The sequence below is a fragment of the Nocardia sp. CA-290969 genome (genome assembly GCF_050936135.1).
In the GTDB taxonomy this organism is placed as follows: Bacteria; Actinomycetota; Actinomycetes; order Mycobacteriales; family Mycobacteriaceae; genus Nocardia.
On record NZ_JBNJNJ010000001.1, the window covers coordinates 5,330,272 to 5,347,954 of the forward strand.

Sequence of the window (17,683 nt, forward strand, 5' to 3'; positions counted from 1 at the left end):
ACCGCGTGCCGCGTGGAGAGCTGTTCGATCCGCTGTTCGGTGCCGCCGAACTCGGTGCCGCCCTGTCCGACCGCGCCTGGATCGGCGCGCTGGTCGAGGTGGAATGCGCACTCGCCCGCGCCCAGGCGGTGGCCGGCGTGCTCGATGAGGGGCACGCCCAGGCCATCGCCGCCGCCGGCCCGCAGGCCGCCGCCGCGCTCGACCCGGCCGAACTCGGCGCGGCCGCGGTGGCCGGCGGCAACCCGGTGATCCCGCTGGTCGGCACGCTACGGAAAGCCTGCGCACCCGCGGGTGTTCCGGCCGCGGCCGTCCACAAGGGTGCCACCAGTCAGGACATTCTCGATACCGCGCTCGTACTCCTCGCCCAGCGCGCCGGCGCCCTGATCCTCGACGATCTGCGCGCCGCCGCCGATGCCGCGGCGGATCTCGCGCAGACCCATCGCGGCACCCCCATGGCCGCCCGCACCCTGGGCCAGCAGGCATTACCGACCACGTTCGGCGCGCTGGCGGCCGGTTGGTGCAAATCCCTCGACCGAGCCGCCGGGGCCGTCACCGCCGCACTCGCCGCTCTTCCCGTCCAATTCGGTGGAGCCGCAGGTACTCTCGCCGCCTTGTACCCGCACGGCCCGGCCGTGGCCGATGCGCTGGCCGCGGAACTCGGACTGGCACCCCAGGGCATCCCGTGGCATACCGACCGCACCCCGATCGCCGAACTCGCCACCTCGCTCGGCCTCGCCGCGGGCGCGGCCGGCAAGATCGCCACGGATATCGTCGCCCTCTCGGCCACCGAGATCGGCGAGGTGAGCGAGGACGCTCCCGGTGGCTCCTCGGCCATGCCGCACAAACGCAACCCGATCGCCGCGATCACCGCCCGCGCCGCCGCCCGCCGGGTCCCCGGCCTGGTCGCCGCCGCGCTCGGCGCGATGGACCACGAAATGCAGCGCGCGGCCGGCGCCTGGCACGCCGAATGGGAAACCGTCACCGATCTGCTGCGGCTCACCGGCGGCGCCGCCCACCGGCTCGTCCAGAGCCTGAGCGGACTGCAGGTCCACCCGGTGGCGATGGCCCGCAATCTCGAAGCCACCGGCGGGCTGCTGCTCGCCGAACGGGTCACCGCCGCGCTGTCCGAACACACCGACCGGGCCCGCGAGATCGTCACCGCCGCCGCCACCGCGCATCCCCCCGCACTGGACAGCGATCCCGCGATCCTCGAATACCTTCCGGCCGATCGGATCCGCGAATTACTCGATCCCGCAGGCTATCTGGGCCACGCTGCTGATCTGGTGGGGCGAGTACTCGATGAACGCGGCGATGCGCCGGAACCTGCGCCCCGCACGTCCGAACACGAGCCCGGACAATCGTGACCCGGTCACACCGCACGGATCGCGCGACGACTGCCGTCGCCGGGGCTACCGCGGAGACGCCCGGGCCGCGGCTATTCCGCACAGAACCACCAGCAATCGAACGGAGCAAGTGATATGGGCGCCACCGCGGATGCGACGACCGCGACCGTCGAACTCTCGTACCGGGTCACCGGACCCGCGACGGCACCCGCCGTCGTCCTGCTCGGCTCACTCGGTTCGGACCGGTCGATGTGGGATCCGCAGGTCGCCGCGCTGGCCGGTGAGTACGAGGTCGTCGCCGTCGATCTGCGCGGCCACGGCCAGTCCCCCACCGGCACCGGCGACCCCACGGTCGCCGATCTCGCCGCGGACGTGCTCGCGCTGCTGGACCGGCTCGGCCGGGATGCGGTGCACCTGGTGGGCCTCTCGCTCGGCGGCGCCGTCGCCCAATGGATCGCGGCGCACGAGCCCACCCGCGTCCGCACGCTGACCCTCTTGTGCACCTCCGCCAAGTTCGGCACCCCGCAGAGCTGGCTCGACCGGGCCGCGGCGGTCCGCGCCGACGGCACCGCCTCGATCGCCGAGGCCGTGGTCGGCCGCTGGTTCACCACCGGGCTCGCCGACCGCGACACCGATCTCATCGCACGCAGCCGCGCCATGGTGGAAACCACTCCGGACGAGGGTTACGCCGCCTGCTGCGTGGCGCTCGCGCAGTTCGACGGCCGCGCCGATCTCGCCCGGATCACCGCCCCCACGCTGGTGATCGCCGGCGCCCAGGACCCGGCCACCACCCCCGACGATATGCGCGCCCTCGCCGGGGGTATCGCGAATTCCGTTCTGCACGTTCTGGATCCGGCCGCACACCTGGCCAGCGTGGAGCAGGCCGGACCGGTCACCGCGCTCATCACCGGCCACATCGCCGGCCACCGGGAACGCTGCGCCGCCTTCGACCAGGGCATGCGCGTGCGACGCGCGGTGCTGGGCGATGCCCACGTCGACCGCGCCGTCGCCGGGACCACCGCCTTCACCGAACCGTTCCAGGATTTCATCACCCGCACCGCGTGGGGCGATATCTGGAGCCGCCCCGGCCTGGACCACCACACCCGGCGACTGCTCACCCTCGCGATCCTCACCGCCGTCGGCAACACCCACGAACTGGATATGCATATCCGCGCGGCCCTGCGCGCCGGGGTCGGCCCCGACGAGCTCGCCGAGGTCTTCCTGCACACCGCGGTCTACGCCGGAGTGCCGAACAGTAACCTCGCCTTCGGACTCGGCAAGGCGGCGCTCGCCGACGCCACCCCCGCCGCGTCCTCGAGCGCAGAGGAAACACCATGACCGAACCCTCCCCGGATTACGTACAGTCGCTGGGCCGCGGCCTGGCCGTCATCCGCTCCTTCGACGCGCAGCATCCGCGGCGCACCCTCAGCGAGGTCGCCAAGGCCACCGAGCTGACCCGCGCGACCGCGCGCCGCTTCCTGCTGACCCTGGTGGAACTCGGCTATGTACGCACCGACGGCTCCCAGTTCTGGCTCACCCCCCGCGTGCTGGAACTCGGCTACAGCTATCTGTCCAGCCTGAGCCTGCCCGAGGTCGCGGGCCCGCATCTGGAATCGCTGGCCAATCAGGTCCACGAGTCCACATCGGTCTCGATTCTCGACGGCGAGGACATCGTCTACGTCGCCCGCGTACCGGTCAGCCGGATCATGACGGTCTCCATCACCATCGGCACCCGCTTCCCCGCCTTCAGCACGTCGATGGGCCGGGTGCTGCTGGCCGGGCTGCCGGAGCAGGCGTTCGAGGAATACCTGGCGAAGGTCACCTTCACCCCGCTCACCGACCGCACCGTCCTGGGCGCCGACCAGCTCCGCGAGGAAGTACGCAAAACCCGGGAAGCCGGTTACTGCCTCGTCGACCAGGAACTCGAACAGGGCCTGCGCTCGATGGCCGCCCCCATCCGCGACCACACCGGCACGGTCTGCGCCGCGGTGAACATCTCCACCCACGCCGCCCGCTACACCGCCGACAGCATCCGCACCGACCTGCTGCCGCCGCTGCTCGCCACGGCGGAAGCCATCAGCACCGATCTGGCCCGCGTGCAGAACCACTCCTGAAAACCCGCGATACGAAGGAAGTTTCATGATCGACGCCGTTATCTGCGAGCCCCTGCGCACACCGGTGGGCCGGTTCGGCGGAGTGTTCAAAGACATCGCGCCGGAAACCCTCGCCGCGACCGTGATCACCGAACTGCTCGCCCGCACCGGCCTGCCCGCCGACCAGATCGACGACGTCATCCTCGGCCAGGCCTCCCCCAACGGTGAGGCCCCCGCGATCGGCCGGGTCGCCGCGCTCGACGCCGGTCTCGGCGTGGCGGTCCCCGGCCTGCAGGTGGACCGCCGCTGCGGCTCCGGCCTGCAAGCCGTACTCCAGGCGTGTATGCAGGTCGCCACCGGCGGCAGCGATCTCGTCCTGGCCGGCGGCACCGAATCCATGAGCCAGGCCGAGTTCTACGCCACCGGGATGCGCTGGGGCGTGAAAGGCGAGGGAATCTCCCTCGACGACCGGCTGGCCCGCGCCCGCGTCACCGCCGGCGGTAAGAACTTCCCGGTCCCCGGCGGCATGATCGAAACCGCCGAGAACCTGCGCGCCGAATACTCGATCAGCCGCGCCGACCAGGACGCGCTCGCGGTGCAATCGCATCAGCGCGCGGTCGCCGCCCAGCAGTCCGGCCGGTTCGCCGAAGAAATCGTGGGAGTCTCTGTCCCGCAGCGGAAATCGGATCCGGTTGTCGTCGACACCGACGAGCACCCGCGCGCCGGCACGACCGTCGAAACCCTCGCGAAACTACGCCCCATCCGCGGCAAGGCCGACCCCGACGCCACGGTGACCGCCGGCAACGCCAGCGGCCAGAACGACGGCGCCGCCCTCTGCATCGTCACCACCCCCGAGAAAGCCCGAGCCCTCGGCCTGCGCCCCCTCGCCCGCCTCGCCTCCTGGGCGGTCGCCGGTGTCCCCCCGCGCACCATGGGCATCGGCCCCGTTCCCGCCACCGAAAAAGCCCTCGGCCGTTTGGGCCTGACCCTCGACGATATGTCGGTCATAGAACTCAACGAAGCCTTCGCCGCCCAAACCCTCGCCGTCCTGCGCAACTGGAAAGTCGAACCCGACGACGACCGCCTCAACCCCAACGGCTCCGGCATCTCCCTCGGCCACCCCGTCGGCGCCACCGGCGCCCGCATCCTCGCCACCCTCCTGCGCGAACTGGACCGCCGCGAGGGCCGCTACGCCCTCGAAACCATGTGCATCGGCGGCGGCCAGGGCCTGGCGGCAGTCTTCGAACGCCTGACCTGAACCGTGGGCGACTCACCGTAAGCGCGGCGGAATTGCCGGTCGCGGTGTACCCATAGAAGGCTGGATACGATCCAAGGGCGTCCATGCCGTATTCCCACCTCCGTCGACGCAGTTCTCGGACATCGCCGCCCGGCCGGGTCCACGACCTACTATGACTACATGGGTGCGCCGCGGACCGAAGAGCCGGACCTTCCGGAGTACATGACCTGGGACGAGCTGGAACAGCTGCCCGAGCAGATCGCCGAACAGATCGAACTGTGGGATGGCCGGGTGGTATGGGTTCGGCGCGGGCCTGCCGAGCACCAGACATTCACCTATCGGATGACCGCCGCCTTCGAACGCTGCACTCGCAAAGCCATGCAGGAACAGCCGACGACCTGTCTCCGGACCACGCTCGAGACGAATGTCTTTCTCGGAAAAACCGGAAAATCGGACTTCCTCACCCCTGATTTTCTGGTGCATCGCTGCCTCGAATCGCCCTACCAAGACTTACGAGCATCGGATACGGTGCTGGTCGGCGAGGTGCTGTCCCCCTCCAACACGCAATCCGATATGGAGGCGAAGAAGGGCCGCTACGCGAGTGCCGGGATCCCCTGGTACTGGGAGGTGACCCTGGCCCGCAGGGAGAGCGCGATCGCCACGATCCGCGCCTATGCGCTGGAGAGCAAACACGGCGAGCTTCCCGATGGGGTACACCCGCTGCGCCCAGCGAACTATCTCGTGGCGGGCGAGTGGACACACGACGACGAGCAGGGAGTTCAGTTCGATTTCCCGTTTCGTATCGACATCCCCTGGACCGATTTGCAGTACTGATACCGGCCCGCCGCGACTCCGGTAGCGGCGGCGACCCCCACACCCCCCGCTGTCGCCGCCGCGCCGACGGTGATCGACGCGTGGTCGTGGTGACGCCTTTCGGGGTCGCTCGTCAACTGGTGTGCAGGAACAATTCCAGCGCCGTCAGTAACTCCCGGGGTGCGTCTTCGGGGGTGAAATGGCCGGAGTGCGATAGTTCGATTACGGGGGCGTCCGGGTACGCGAGCCGGAACGCCGGAATGATGTGGCGCGGTAGTAACGCGGTGTCCTGCATACCTTCAACGAGGACCGCCGGTTTCGCGCGCAATGCGGCGACGGCCTCCGGATCCGGCGGCGCCGGCGAGTCGGCGGGGTCGGGGGCTACCAGTTGTTGCGGGAAGCGGATCACACCGCGGCAGTCCGCCGGACTGCCGAAATGGGCGGAGTAGGCGCGGACCCAGATGGGTGTGACGATCTCGGGCCGGGTGATCGTCTGCAGGGCGAGCATGAGATGACAGACGGTGGAGCCGGCGTTGCCCAGGATCCGCTCCAGGCTGCCGTCGGCCTGCGCCGCCGCGGCCCAGCGGAACCAGGCGCTGTCGGCGATATTCGCGGCCTCCAGCTCGTCGTATCCGGGAAGCCCCAGCGGCAGCACGGTATTGGTGGCGAACAACCGCTTCACCCGATCAGGATGGCGCAGCGCGAACCCGGTGCCGATCGGGCCACCCCAATCGTGCATGACCAGGGTGATATCGGTGAGATCGAGCTCACGAACGAGCAGCGCGTCGAGATTGCCGATGTGCTCCTCGGCCAGATAGCCGCGGCCGGCGGGGGTGGCGCTCTTCCCGAACCCCATGTGGTCGGGCACGATGACGCGCCGGGAACGGGACAGTGGCGCGATGAGGTGCCGCCACAGATATCCCCAGGTCGGTTCCCCGTGCAGCAGCACAACCGGCTCTCCGTCGCGGGGGCCGACATCGACATAGTGCTGCCGGAATCCGGCCGCATCGGTGAATTCGGGCGTGAACGGCCAGGTGCCGTCGAAGGTTTCGTCTGCTTCGATCATCCGTCCTCCAGTCGTCGTTCGGGTCGGATGACACGGTAGGAGCGGCCTACTGACAGGTGCTGTCAGTGAAACCGTGCGAGCAATTGTGAACTACATCACACAGTTGGTTTCCTTATCGTGGTGCCGAACCGGCTGTCGGCGGTCGTCGCCAGACTGAGACGGTGCGTGCGAGCAGGTTGCTATCGATCGTGTTGCTGCTGCAGACGCGAGGGCGGATGACGGCGGGACAGTTGGCGCGGGAGTTGGAGGTATCGGTCCGTACGGTCTATCGCGATATGGAATCGTTGAGCGCCGCGGGCATTCCGTTGTACGGCGAGGCCGGCTGCGACGGCGGCTACCGATTGCTGGGCGGCTACCAGACGCGGTTGACCGGAATGACAGCCGACGAGGCCGAGGCCCTGTGGCTGTCCGGGCTACCCGGTCCGGCCGCCGACCTCGGGCTGGGTGCCACGCTGGCCACCGCGCAACGGAAACTGCTGGCGGCGCTGCCCGAACCGTTTCGCGCGCCGACCGGACGGATTTCCCAACGCGTCCACCTCGATACCGCCGGGTGGTACGCCCTCCCGGAGGACCTCCCGCACCTGCCCGCGGTGGCGGCGGCGGTATGGGACCGGCACCGCCTGCACATCGGATACCGGCGCTGGGCCGAACCCCGGCAGGTGCGACGCACGCTGGACCCCTACGGCCTGGTCCTCAAATCCGGCCGCTGGTATCTGGTCGCCGCGACCGGGCAGGATATCCGGACCTACCGGGTGTCGCAGATCGACTCCGTGCAACCACTCGACCACACTTTCGAGCGCCCCAGCGACTTCGACCTGGCCCGCCACTGGCAGGACTATCTCGACCGGTTCGACACCCGTCGCCGGCAGGGCACGGCCACCGTGCGGATATCGCCCTCCGTTCTGGATCGCCTCGACCATCTGCTCGATCCGGACCTGGTGCGCACCGCATACGAAACCGCCCGCATCGAACCGGACCAGTGGTCCGTTGTGCAGATCCCCTTGGAAACCATCGAGCACACAGCGGGGTTACTGCTGCGACTGGGCACCGGCGCCGAAGTCCTCGGCCCACCCGCCCTGCGGCGGCACATGAGCGAGGTGGCCACCGCCTTGGCCCGCACCTACGGTCGCGCCGAGCCGGAGCAAATACGACGCTGACCAGCATTTTTCTGTTAGCGTGAGCCGCATCTGACGAAGAGGAGAGATCCATGGTGCGGTCCGGCTTCTTCCGTTTCGGCCTCGGCGCGGCCGTTGCTGCCTTCGTGCTGGCCGTATTCGCCGCGATCTTCCCCGCCGTCGCCACCGCCCAGGACACCCGCCCGGCGATCGCCCTCTCCGCGACGGTCTCGGGAACCACCATCGACTACACCGTGGCCAATGTTCCCAACCGGCGCGACACCTTCCCGGTGATCCCCGGCGAATGCACGACCGTCCTGGTGAACACCGCCGTCGCCGCACCTATCCTCGCCCCCGCCGCCGTCGACACCCTGAGCGGCCGCGAACCCGACGCCTTCGCCCTGCTGCAACGCCTGATCACCGACGGCGCCGTCACCGCCGGGCCCCGGGTCCAGTTCGCCTCCGCCACCGGGCACGTCACCGGATCGTTCACCGATATCCCGCGCGGGATCTACCTGGTGGCCACGGTCTGCAATATCAGCCCGATCAGCGGTGAGTTCCGGCCGGAACTGCTCGATATCGTCCCCGTAGTGGTCACCGATCTCCCCTCGGGTTCGGCAGCGCCGGCACAATAAACGAGGTCGGCCGCGGGGATGAATCGGGGCGCTTTCTTTCCATCCCACAATCGTTTCGGAAATTCGATTGACCGGCCTGCGATGATGGAAACATCACGGAGACAAGAACTCCGCGAATATCCGAGCTAGCGGTAGCGACCCGGTCTCCAAAACCGGCGTCAGCGGGTTCGACTCCTGCCGGGTATGCGATACGGCCGGAACCGGCCGGACAAAAGCCCTTCTACCCCAATCGGCAGAGGGACCGGATTCAAAATCCGGTAGTTGCGCGTTCGAATCGCGCGGAGGGCACGCTCCTGTAGCCCAATTGGCAGAGGCGGCGGTTTCAGGAACCGTTGGTTGGGGGTTCGAATCCCTCCGGGAGTACTACTGCCCGGGGCGCCACAGAAGGCGTCTCGGGCACTTTTTCGTATCCGCCGGTAAGCGGACGGCCGCCTTTCCGAGGTCGCAACGATTCGCTGCCGGGACGTTGCGCGCTCAGATCACTCCGTGCAGCGGCGGTGGTGTGCCATGGAGCAGGGTGCGGCCGATGTGCTGGTATTTCCAGCGGACCGGGTCGTGCAGGGTGTGGGTGCGGGCGTTGCGCCAGAAGTGGCCGAGGTTGAGTTCTGCTGCGGCGCTGCGGGTTCCGCTCACTTCGAACAGGGCACTGGAGATCTCGGTGGCGGCGCGGTCGGCCAGGATTTTCGCGGTGGCGACCGCGATCGAGGCGTCGGCGGCGCGTTCCGGCGACTCCAGTGCGGCGTCCACGGCGGTCCCGGCGGTGCGCAGGGTGGATTCGGCGGCCGCGAGGGTGACGGCGAGTTCACCGAAGCGCTGGATCACCAGCGGGTCGTCGATCGCGCGGGATACCTGAGCCTCGAACCAGGGGCGGCTCTTGTCCCGCACGAAATCGGTGGCCGCGGTGAGTGCGCCGCGGGCGATACCGGCGTCGATCGCGGCGTGCAGCAGTTGCGCGGCGGCGCCGTAGCCGGTGGGGGCGTCGACTGCGGCGCTGCGGGCGACGAGTTGATCGCGTTCCACCGCGACACCCTCGAACACCACCGTCCCGCTGCCGGTGGTGCGCTGCCCGAGACCGTTCCAGTCGTCGACGATCCGGACTCCCGGCGAGTCGGCGGGCAGGAAGGCCACGTACTGGCCGGGTGGCAGGCCGGTTCTGCCGGTGGGGTCGTCGAGCCTGGTGAGCACGGCGAGGATATCCGCGAACAGGGAGCCGGTGCAGTAGTACTTCACCCCGTCGATGCGGAATCGCTGCCCGGCTTCGATCGGGCTGACCGTGGTGGCGATATCGGCGACCGTCGCCCCGCCGCGCTCGGACTGGGCGTTGGCGATCTGCGCGCCGTCGAGGACCGCGGTCAGGTAGCGGCGTTGCTGCTCCTCGGTGCCGGCCAGTTTCAGCAGGTTCACGTAGACGAAGTGGCTGTGCGGGATCTGCGCGATATTGGGGTCGGCGGTGGCCAGCAGCCGCACGATCTCGGCGAGTTCGCTCGGCGGCAGATCCGCGCCGCCGAGCGCGGCGGGGACGGTGACGGCCAGCAGGCCGCTCGCCGCGAGCTTGCGGATCTCGGGGAACGGTAGTTCGCGTTCCGCGTCGCGGCGTGCGGCACCGGCGGCGAATTCGGCCGCGAGCTCGCCGGCGACGGCGCGGGCCTGCTCGGCCGAACCGATCCGCGCGGCGGCGACGGCGGTCACCGGCTCGCCGCCGCGGCCGGACGCCGCGCCGCCTCCAGTTCCCGCACCAGCGGTAGCACCTTGGCGCCGAAGTATTCGATTTCTTCCTGGAAATGCAGGAAGCCGCCGAGAATGAGGTCGACACCGAGTTCGCGATAGGCGACGATCCGTTCGGCGATCTGTTCCGGGGTGCCGATGAGCTGGGTCCGGAAACCGTCGTTGTACTGGACGAGATCCTCGAACGAGGAATCCGCCCACATCCCCTTCCGATCGCTGGTGGATGCGCCGGCCTGCTGCACGGCGTCGCGGAAACCCTCGACCGCGGGCTTGTTCGCCTTGGCGATGATCTCGCGCAAGGTGTCCTTGGCTTCCTTCTCGGTATCGCGGGCGATGATGAACCCGTTCAATCCGAATTTCACCTCGCGATCGGCGGCCCGGGCGACCGCACGCAGATCGTCGAGCTGTTCGGTGACTCCGTCGAAATCTTTCCCGTTGGAGAAGTACCAGTCGGCGAAGCGCCCGCCGTTGCGCCGGGCGGCGGTGGAGTTACCGCCTTGGAACAGTTCGGGATTCGGCCGTTCCGGCGTGTTGAGGGGTTTCGGTTTGAGGGTGAAATCGCGGATCCGGTAGAAGTCACCGCCGTAGTTCACATTGTCCTCGGTCCAGATCTTGCGGATCACCTCGAGGAATTCGGCGCTGCGCCGGTACCGCTCGTCGTGTTCGAGCCACGGCTCGCCGAGGGCAGTGAATTCGCCCGCGAACCAGCCCGACACCACATTGATGGCGAACCGGCCGCCGGACAGGTGGTCGGCCGTGGCGCCGAATTTCGCCAGCACCGCCGGATGCCACAAACCAGGGTGCACCGCCGCGATCACCTTCAGCCGCTCCGTGGCACCCAGCAGCGCCAGGCTGAACGACGTGGATTCGTGCTGGTATTCCGCACCGTAGGAGGCGGTGTAGCGCACCTGGGAGAGCGCGTAGTCGAACCCGTTACGTTCGGCGGTCTGCGCGAGTTTCTTGTTGTATTCGAAATCCCAGCTGGTGCGCTGTTCGATATCGCTGGTCACCAGACCGCCACTGACGTTGGGCACCCAGTAGGCGAACCGGATCTGGTCGGTGATCTTCTCGGTACTCATGAGCTCCCTCGGACTGGTCCATGCGATCCGCGGAGGTATCGCACTATCGCTGCTCCCGCTGCCGGCCGTCGATCGTCGGGCGCCGGACGCGGTGATGGGGGCGCCCGGCGCGCACCCAGTTCACCAGCGCGGTTCGAGCGGGACGAGGTTTTGAATCCGCGCGATCACATCTCGGAAGGGGGCCGGCACCGATACCCGGCCGGTGTCCGGCCGGGTATCGGCGAGCAGCGCGGTCCGATCAGGCCGTGGTGGAGGCCGCGGCCCGGTACTGCGACCGGCTGAAGCGCCCGGCCGGCTGGAAGCGGCCCAGGACTTCGGCCGCGTCCTCACCGGTGACCTGCGCGATGAGCTCGTGCGCGTCGGCGACCGAGTTCACCCCGTGGACCGATTGCGGGCGGTGCAGTGTGCTCACAACGGCGGAGGCGAACCGGGGGTCCACGGCGGCGGCGCTGAAGAACTGGCCGCCGATCTCGGCGAATTCGGGGTCACCGAGGAACAGCCGGGTGACCTTGGCCGCGTCCTCGGCGCGGGCCGCCAGGAACGCCTCGTATTGCGCGGTGATCCACGCTTCGTCGAACGGGCCTTCGTGGCCGGCGGCCGCGGCGACCAGCCGCTGCGCCTGGATGAGCCCGGACTGGGCGCCCTGCCCGGCGATGGGGTCGTAGGCGACGGCGGTATCCCCCAGCGCCGCCACCGGATGACCGCCCGCCGTATGCCCCACCCCGACCCGGAACAGCGGCCGCACCGCGCCCTTCAGCCACGAATGCGGATCCTCGGCGATCACCTTCGTGGCGAGCACTTCGGGCAGATCCCAGTCGATGTAGTCGCGGTAGAGCTCGGTGACGATCCGGTGCGCCGATTCCGCCGAATCCGCGGCGGCGAAACGCTTCTCCCAATCGCTGCCCGGTTTCGCCCAGCCGAGGAACGCCCAGCTCGGACCCACGTCCTTGTGCAGATACGGTCCCCACCAGCCTTCACCTTGTTCGCTGATGATGGAGAATCCGCTGCGGCCGCCGCCGGCCGGGCTGCGGTGCGCGAACACCGATTCGTCGTGGCCGAGGCCGGTGACCGTGACGGTGAGCAGGCTGCGCTGCGGGGCGTCGTAGACGGTGCGGGTTTCGTCGATCGGGAACAGCTGGGACAGGCCGCCGCGGCCGGTGGCGACGAGAGTGAGGTCGTTGTCGGCGGCGATCGGGTCGAGACGTTCGGGGGTGACGGAATCGACGACGAAGCGGCCACCGCGTTCCAGGAATGTGGTGAGCCGTTCGTCGGCCTTGAGCCGGGTGTCGACGGCGAGCCCGTGGAAACCGTCGAAGGCGCCGTCGAAGGCGATGAGCTCGTCGCCGCCGCCCGCGATCCGGACGGTGAGTCCACTGTGCAGGGGCGCCCGGTCGAGGTAGGTGGGCAGGCCGAGCGCTTCCTCGGCGGCCTGGGCCTCACCGAAGATGAGCGCGGTGCCGGTGGCGGGTACGGAATCCCGCAACCCGCGCTGGTCGCGTTCGCTGTAGAGGGTGACCACGAATCCGGCGTCGAGCAGGCCGAGCGCCGCGGTGACGCCGGTCTGCCCCGCGCCGATCACGGCTGCTGTACGGGTGGAGGTGTTTGTCATGGCGCAATGGTCGCGGTCGCGCGCGCTCGGATGCAGGGTTTCACTCACCGCGAGTCGATACCGAAAACTACTGGGGTACTGTATTTTTCGCATACCGACTCGCCCCCGGCAGCCGGGGCGGCCCGGACGCCCGGGTCTACCATCTCCTGCCATGACGTTCGATCTCGTCCCGTTGACCGGCGACCGCACCGACCGCTACCTGCAGCTCACCGAACAGGCCGCGGCGCTGGTGGCCGGCGAATCCGACCGGATCGCCAACGCCGCCAACCTCAGCGCCCTGCTCTACCACTCGCTACCGGAGGTGAACTGGGCCGGGTTCTATTTCCACGACGGTCACGAACTCGTGGTCGGGCCCTTCCAGGGCAAACCGGCCTGTGTGCGGATCGCCATCGGGACGGGTGTGTGCGGTACCGCCGCACACACCCGCCGCACCCAACTGGTTCCCGATGTCCACGACTTCCCGGGGCATATCGCCTGCGACGCCGACAGCCGATCGGAAATCGTGGTCCCGCTGGTCCGCGCCGGCGAGCTGATCGGCGTCCTCGACCTCGACAGCCCCCGGCCCGCACGGTTCGACGATATCGACCGCCGGGGTATCGAGGCCGTCGCCGAGGTCTTCGTCGACTCCCTGACCACGTCCTGAACTCCGATTCGCGATCGCCCCCGCGGCTTCGGCACATTCCGCGGCGGCCGACCCAGACGCCGGCTCGACCTCGTCGTTCGGCAACCGGACGAGTGCGTCGGCCGCCCGCGCCCCGGCCGGCTCGACTCTGCCCGGCTTCGCGTCCGGCCATCCCCACCGCGGCCGCTACCGGGCGAGTTCCTCGGCCGCACCGCGCGCCACCTCGTCCGGCAGCACCGTCGACCCGGGCGCGCCGAGCCGGTAGCGGGCGCCCCGATGCTCGGGCGGCAGCCGGTCACCGCGCTCGAACAACGCGTTGCGCAAGGTCCCCGGCACATACTCGGCCGGGTAGGCGCCGCGTTCGGTGAGCACCGGAATCACATACCGGACGATGTCCTCGAACGTCCCTGGCGTCACCGCGTAGGCGAGATTGAAGCCGTCCACATCCGTATCCGCGACCCATTCCTGCAGCCGGTCGGCCACCGTCTCCCCCGACCCGGCGAACACCGGGCCGATCCCGCCGATCCCGGCCCACCGGCCGATATCGCGTACCGTCCACTCTCGGCCGTCGTCGTCGAATTCCTGGAAGGCGGCGACCGCGGACCGGATCGCGTTGCTCTCGACCTCGCCGATCGGGGCGTCGAGGTCGTAGCGGGACAGGTCGATCCCCATCCAGCCCGACATGAACACCAGACCGCCCTCGACGCTGGCGTAGGACAGGTACTCCTCGTGCTTACGCCGGGCGGCCTCGTCGGTGGCGTCGGTGACGATGGTCGCCAGGGCGTAGATCCGTGCCGCGTACCGGTCCCGCCCGGCGGCCGCGAGCGCGTCGCGGATATTCGCCACCGTCTGCGCGAGCACCCGCTTGGACGGCGCGGCGACGAAGATGGCTTCGGCGTTCTCCGCCGCGAACCGCACCCCGCGCGGTGAGGCGCCCGCCTGATAGATCACCGGCGTGCGCTGCGGCGACGGTTCGGAGAGGTGCACACCGGGGACGGTGAAATGTTTTCCCGCGTGGCCGATATGGTGCACCTTCGCCGGGTCCACGTAGATATTGCGCACGGGGTCGCGGACCACCGCGTCGTCCTCCCAGGACCCCTCCCACAGCTTGTACAGAACCTCCAGGTATTCGTCGGCCTGGTCGTAGCGGTCGTCGTGATCGAGTTGATCATCGGCGCCGAAATTGCGGGCGGCCGAGGGCAGGTACCCGGTGACGACGTTCCAGCCGACCCGTCCACCCGTCAGATGGTCCAGCGTGGACAGCCGCCGCGCGAATGGATAGGGATGTTCGAAACCGGTGCCGGTGGTGATCCCGAATCCGAGATGCTCGGTCACGGCGGCCATGGCCGACACCAGCAGCAGCGGATCGGCCACCGGGATCTGCGCACCCTGGCGCAGGGCGGCGCGGTCGTTGCCGCCGTAGACGTCGTAGGTGCCGAGGACATCGGCGATGAACAGGCCGTCGAACCGGCCGCGTTCGAGCAGGGTCGCCAGTTCGGTCCAGTAGCCCAATTCCTTGTACCGGTGCGATCGGTCCGCGGGGTGGCGCCACAGTCCCGGCGACTGGTGCGCCACGCAGTTCATATCGAAGGCGTTGAAACGGATCCGGCGGGTCATCGGGCCGCTCCCGTGGTGCGCTCGCCCGCGCTCCAGGCGAACGGGAGCGGGGTGCCGTTGAGCAGGTGGTCGCCGATGGCGCGCGCCTTCTGGATGGCCGGGTTGTGCACCGAGATGGTGCGGGCGTTACGCCAATGCCGGTCCAGGCGCAGGCCCTCCGACACGATGGAGGCGCCGCCGACCTCGAACAACTGGGTGGTGGCCGCCAGCACCGTATCGATCACGCCGAGCTGCGCGTGCGCCGCGGCCAGCTCGGCGTCGATCAGATCGCTCTCCGCGCTCGCCCCGCGAGCCAGCACCTCGTCGAGCACATCGGCGACCGCGAGGACACTGGCGCGGGCGCCGAACGCGGCGGCCGAGAGCCGGCCGATCACCTGCTGGACCAGCGGGTCGTGCCGGGGCAGGTCCGCGGCGGAATGGGTGTAGCCGCGGCGGCGGCCGGCGACCCACTCCCGGGTGTCGCGTTCCGCGCGCTGCGCGATGCCCGCGAGCACGGCGAGCTGCACCAGCTGCAGGTAGGACGTCGAATAGGTGGGCCCGGCGACCCCGTATCCCGGGCCGAGCACCCGATCCGCCGGTACCGCGACATCGGTGAACTCGGTGGTGCCGCTGGCGGTGAGCCGCTGCCCGAATCCGTCCCAGTCGTCGTGCTGACGCACACCGTCGGCGTCGGCGTCGACCAGTACACCCACCCGTTCACCGGCACGGTCCGCGGCGACCAGGATGTGGTCGGCGTACAGCGAGCCGGTGCTGTAGTACTTGGTGCCGTTGAGCAGCCAGCCGTCACCGGACGGGGTCAGGCGGGTCTGATACCGGTCCACCGCGCCGGTGCCCGGTTCGGTGATCGCGTTCCCGACCAGCGTCCCCTGCGCCGCCGCCCGCAACCAGTGCTCGCGCGCGGGCCCGGGCTCGGCCAGCAGCTGATCCTCGACGAAGACGAAATGCACGCGCAGCGCCTGCGGCAGGTTGGATTCGGCGGCGGCGAGTTCGATCAGCTGCCGGAACAGCTGCCGCACGCTCACCCCGAACCCGCCGAATTCGACCGGCACCCGCAGGGCGCCGAAGCGCGCCTCGCGCAGCCGGCGGATTTCGTCATGAGCGAGCCGGCGGTCGATTTCACGATCGACCGCGCCCGCCGCGATCTCGGCGTAGACCGGCGCGAACAGCGTGTCCAGCTCGGCATCGGAAACAGGTTTCGGTGCGGTGGAGGTCATCGGCTCACGATCACCGATCGCGCGGAAATACTCACCCGTTTGGCGCAGCCGGATCGAAACGGCCGCCCACCTCGCACTCCGGCCGGCGGCGTGATCCGCGGGCCACCGGGTCGAACGGTGCGCGCGAAACCCAGGAGCGGACGGTCCCGATCAGCCGGGCCGGACTACCGGGCCGGTAAGAATCCCGGCGAGCAGAACCGGTGACCGGCGGGTGCGGGACGGTCAGAATCGACGATCGGTCCGCTCACCGAAGCCGTTCCGCGGCCGCATACGCCGGCGCTCGGCAGGTTCGGGCCCACGACACGTCCGCCCTCGACCCCGTGAAGGATTGCCGAATGAGCCTGTCGTTCCACTGGTTCCTGCCCACCTACGGAGATTCGCGCGGTCTGATCGCCGGGGGTCACGGCACCGCCATGTCCGGCGACCGGCCCGCCTCGCTGCGCTACCTGAACCAGATCGCGGGCGCGGCCGAGGAGAACGGCTTCGAAGCGGTACTCACCCCCACCGGCGCCTGGTGCGAGGACGCCTGGCTGGCCACCGCCATGCTGGTGGAAACCACCGAAACCCTGAAGTTCCTGGTGGCGTTCCGGCCCGGTCTGGTGAGCCCGACCCTCGCCGCGCAGATGGCAGGTACCTTCCAGCGCCATTCCCGCGGCCGGCTGCTGCTGAACGTGGTGACCGGCGGCGAACCGCACGAACAGCGCGCGTTCGGCGATTTCCTGGACAAGGAGCAGCGCTACGAACGCACCGGCGAATTCCTGCACATCGTGCGGGCACTGTGGGAGTCGCGCGAACCCTTCACCTTCGAGGGCAAGCATCTGCGGGTGCAGGACGCACTACTGAACAACCGTCCCGACCCGCTGCCGCCGATCTTCTTCGGCGGTTCCTCCGGCCCGGCGGGCTCGGTCGCCGCCCAGTACGCCGATACTTATCTGACCTGGGGTGAGCCTCTTCTCGCTGTCGGCCAGAAACTGGACTGGATCCGCGGCCTGGCCGCCGAGCGGGACCGCACGCTCGATTTCGGTATCCGCCTGCACGTGATCACCCGCGACACCTCCGAGGCCGCGTGGGCCGAGGCCGACCGCCTGCTGCAGGGTATCGATCCCGCCGATATCGAACGGGTGCAGAACAATCTGGCCGCCAGCGAATCCGAGGGCCAGCGCCGGATGCGCGAACTGCACGGCGGCAGCACCGACCGGCTGGAGATCGCCCCCAACCTGTGGGCGGGTGTCGGCCTGGTCCGCGGCGGCGCGGGTACCGCTCTCGTCGGCTCGCACGAGGAAGTCGCCGAGCGGCTGATCGAGTACTCCCGCCTCGGTATCACCCATTTCATCCTCTCCGGCTATCCGCACGTCGAGGAGGCGTACTGGTTCGGTGAAGGGGTGCTGCCGATCCTGGAGAAGCGCGGTGTGTGGCGCCGCGCGGTCGACCGGGCGACCGCCCCCGTGGGCACACCGTTCGCCACGGCCTCCACCAGCTGAAACCGACCCGGCGCCACCCGCTCGACGTAGCTCC

15 protein-coding genes and 3 tRNA genes are annotated in these 17,683 nt (G+C 69.3%); 12 read left to right on the top strand and 6 right to left on the bottom strand.

The genetic code is table 11. The features are described 5' to 3' along the window. Positions 1-5: 5 nt before the first annotated feature. From pcaB to ACQEVO_RS24440, 5 genes are all read left to right on the top strand, one after another. Positions 6-1,364 carry a 3-carboxy-cis,cis-muconate cycloisomerase gene (gene pcaB, locus ACQEVO_RS24420; protein WP_432917381.1) on the top strand — a complete coding sequence of 453 codons (1,359 nt, stop codon included), beginning with the start codon at positions 6-8 and terminating at the stop codon, positions 1,362-1,364. A gap of 114 nt (positions 1,365-1,478) precedes the next feature. Further along, positions 1,479-2,681 carry a 3-oxoadipate enol-lactonase gene (gene pcaD, locus ACQEVO_RS24425; protein ID WP_432917384.1) on the top strand — a complete coding sequence of 401 codons (1,203 nt, stop codon included), beginning with the start codon at positions 1,479-1,481 and terminating at the stop codon, positions 2,679-2,681. Further along, positions 2,678-3,457 carry an IclR family transcriptional regulator gene (locus ACQEVO_RS24430; RefSeq protein WP_432917387.1) on the top strand — a complete coding sequence of 260 codons (780 nt, stop codon included), beginning with the start codon at positions 2,678-2,680 and terminating at the stop codon, positions 3,455-3,457. Before pcaD ends, ACQEVO_RS24430 begins: the two co-directional genes overlap by 4 nt. A 25-nt stretch (positions 3,458-3,482) precedes the next feature. Next, positions 3,483-4,694 (top strand): acetyl-CoA C-acetyltransferase, encoded by a 1,212-nt coding sequence (locus ACQEVO_RS24435; protein WP_432917390.1) that lies wholly within the window; start codon positions 3,483-3,485, stop codon positions 4,692-4,694. Between the two features lie 201 nt (positions 4,695-4,895). Beyond that, complete coding sequence (locus tag ACQEVO_RS24440) at positions 4,896-5,507, top strand: Uma2 family endonuclease (RefSeq protein WP_432917393.1); 612 nt, start codon at positions 4,896-4,898, stop codon at positions 5,505-5,507. A gap of 112 nt (positions 5,508-5,619) precedes the next feature. On the opposite strand, the gene ACQEVO_RS24445 is transcribed toward ACQEVO_RS24440, so the two are convergent. After that, positions 5,620-6,552 carry an alpha/beta fold hydrolase gene (locus tag ACQEVO_RS24445; protein WP_432917395.1) on the bottom strand — a complete coding sequence of 311 codons (933 nt, stop codon included), beginning with the start codon at positions 6,550-6,552 and terminating at the stop codon, positions 5,620-5,622. A gap of 161 nt (positions 6,553-6,713) precedes the next feature. Between ACQEVO_RS24445 and ACQEVO_RS24450 the strand changes: the two genes are divergently transcribed. The 5 genes from ACQEVO_RS24450 to ACQEVO_RS24470 all read left to right on the top strand — a co-directional run bounded on the left by ACQEVO_RS24450 (position 6,714) and on the right by ACQEVO_RS24470 (position 8,665). Next, positions 6,714-7,709: a helix-turn-helix transcriptional regulator gene (locus tag ACQEVO_RS24450; RefSeq protein ID WP_432917398.1), complete on the top strand. Its 996-nt coding sequence runs from the start codon at positions 6,714-6,716 to the stop codon at positions 7,707-7,709. 50 nt (positions 7,710-7,759) lie between these two features. Then, entirely contained in the window at positions 7,760-8,302 is a 543-nt protein-coding gene (locus tag ACQEVO_RS24455; protein WP_432917401.1) for a hypothetical protein, read from the top strand. Positions 8,303-8,418: 116 nt separating this feature from the next. Next, positions 8,419-8,488 (top strand) — tRNA-Trp (locus tag ACQEVO_RS24460). A gap of 28 nt (positions 8,489-8,516) precedes the next feature. After that, a tRNA-Leu gene (locus ACQEVO_RS24465) sits at positions 8,517-8,590 on the top strand. Position 8,591: 1 nt separating this feature from the next. Beyond that, positions 8,592-8,665: transfer RNA gene (locus ACQEVO_RS24470), tRNA-Leu, on the top strand. A gap of 111 nt (positions 8,666-8,776) precedes the next feature. Here ACQEVO_RS24470 and ACQEVO_RS24475 read toward each other — a convergent pair. The 3 genes from ACQEVO_RS24475 to ACQEVO_RS24485 form a co-directional block, all read right to left on the bottom strand. Beyond that, on the bottom strand, positions 8,777-9,991 hold the full coding sequence (locus ACQEVO_RS24475) for an SfnB family sulfur acquisition oxidoreductase (protein ID WP_432917404.1): 1,215 nt from the start codon (positions 9,989-9,991) through the stop codon (positions 8,777-8,779). After that, complete coding sequence (gene sfnG, locus ACQEVO_RS24480; protein ID WP_432917407.1) at positions 9,988-11,106, bottom strand: dimethylsulfone monooxygenase SfnG; 1,119 nt, start codon at positions 11,104-11,106, stop codon at positions 9,988-9,990. Before sfnG ends, ACQEVO_RS24475 begins: the two co-directional genes overlap by 4 nt. A gap of 238 nt (positions 11,107-11,344) precedes the next feature. Beyond that, on the bottom strand, positions 11,345-12,715 hold the full coding sequence (locus tag ACQEVO_RS24485; protein WP_432917410.1) for a styrene monooxygenase/indole monooxygenase family protein: 1,371 nt from the start codon (positions 12,713-12,715) through the stop codon (positions 11,345-11,347). Between the two features lie 151 nt (positions 12,716-12,866). On the opposite strand from ACQEVO_RS24485, the gene ACQEVO_RS24490 reads away from it, so the two are divergent. Then, positions 12,867-13,358 (top strand): GAF domain-containing protein, encoded by a 492-nt coding sequence (locus ACQEVO_RS24490; RefSeq protein WP_432917413.1) that lies wholly within the window; start codon positions 12,867-12,869, stop codon positions 13,356-13,358. Between the two features lie 165 nt (positions 13,359-13,523). On the opposite strand, the gene ACQEVO_RS24495 is transcribed toward ACQEVO_RS24490, so the two are convergent. Both ACQEVO_RS24495 and ACQEVO_RS24500 read right to left on the bottom strand, forming a co-directional pair. Continuing rightward, positions 13,524-14,954 (bottom strand): LLM class flavin-dependent oxidoreductase, encoded by a 1,431-nt coding sequence (locus ACQEVO_RS24495; protein ID WP_432917416.1) that lies wholly within the window; start codon positions 14,952-14,954, stop codon positions 13,524-13,526. Next, positions 14,951-16,168: an acyl-CoA dehydrogenase family protein gene (locus tag ACQEVO_RS24500; protein ID WP_432917419.1), complete on the bottom strand. Its 1,218-nt coding sequence runs from the start codon at positions 16,166-16,168 to the stop codon at positions 14,951-14,953. The genes ACQEVO_RS24495 and ACQEVO_RS24500 overlap by 4 nt, the downstream gene beginning before the upstream one ends. A gap of 335 nt (positions 16,169-16,503) precedes the next feature. Here ACQEVO_RS24500 and ACQEVO_RS24505 point away from each other — a divergent pair, with 335 nt between their 5' ends. Next, positions 16,504-17,649 carry an LLM class flavin-dependent oxidoreductase gene (locus ACQEVO_RS24505; RefSeq protein WP_432917422.1) on the top strand — a complete coding sequence of 382 codons (1,146 nt, stop codon included), beginning with the start codon at positions 16,504-16,506 and terminating at the stop codon, positions 17,647-17,649. Positions 17,650-17,683: the final 34 nt, after the last annotated feature.

Excerpts from the sequence above, each read along its gene's own strand:
- pcaD (WP_432917384.1), top strand. The coding sequence starts at position 1,479 with ATGGGCGCCACCGCGGATGCGACGACCGCGACCGTCGAACTCTCGTAC.
- ACQEVO_RS24430 (WP_432917387.1), top strand. The coding sequence starts at position 2,678 with ATGACCGAACCCTCCCCGGATTACGTACAGTCGCTGGGCCGCGGCCTG.
- ACQEVO_RS24435 (WP_432917390.1), top strand. The coding sequence starts at position 3,483 with ATGATCGACGCCGTTATCTGCGAGCCCCTGCGCACACCGGTGGGCCGG.
- ACQEVO_RS24440 (WP_432917393.1), top strand. The coding sequence starts at position 4,896 with ATGACCTGGGACGAGCTGGAACAGCTGCCCGAGCAGATCGCCGAACAG.
- ACQEVO_RS24445 (WP_432917395.1), bottom strand. The coding sequence starts at position 6,552 with ATGATCGAAGCAGACGAAACCTTCGACGGCACCTGGCCGTTCACGCCC.
- ACQEVO_RS24455 (WP_432917401.1), top strand. The coding sequence starts at position 7,760 with ATGGTGCGGTCCGGCTTCTTCCGTTTCGGCCTCGGCGCGGCCGTTGCT.
- sfnG (WP_432917407.1), bottom strand. The coding sequence starts at position 11,106 with ATGAGTACCGAGAAGATCACCGACCAGATCCGGTTCGCCTACTGGGTG.
- ACQEVO_RS24485 (WP_432917410.1), bottom strand. The coding sequence starts at position 12,715 with ATGACAAACACCTCCACCCGTACAGCAGCCGTGATCGGCGCGGGGCAG.
- ACQEVO_RS24490 (WP_432917413.1), top strand. The coding sequence starts at position 12,867 with ATGACGTTCGATCTCGTCCCGTTGACCGGCGACCGCACCGACCGCTAC.
- ACQEVO_RS24495 (WP_432917416.1), bottom strand. The coding sequence starts at position 14,954 with ATGACCCGCCGGATCCGTTTCAACGCCTTCGATATGAACTGCGTGGCG.
- ACQEVO_RS24500 (WP_432917419.1), bottom strand. The coding sequence starts at position 16,168 with ATGACCTCCACCGCACCGAAACCTGTTTCCGATGCCGAGCTGGACACG.
- ACQEVO_RS24505 (WP_432917422.1), top strand. The coding sequence starts at position 16,504 with ATGAGCCTGTCGTTCCACTGGTTCCTGCCCACCTACGGAGATTCGCGC.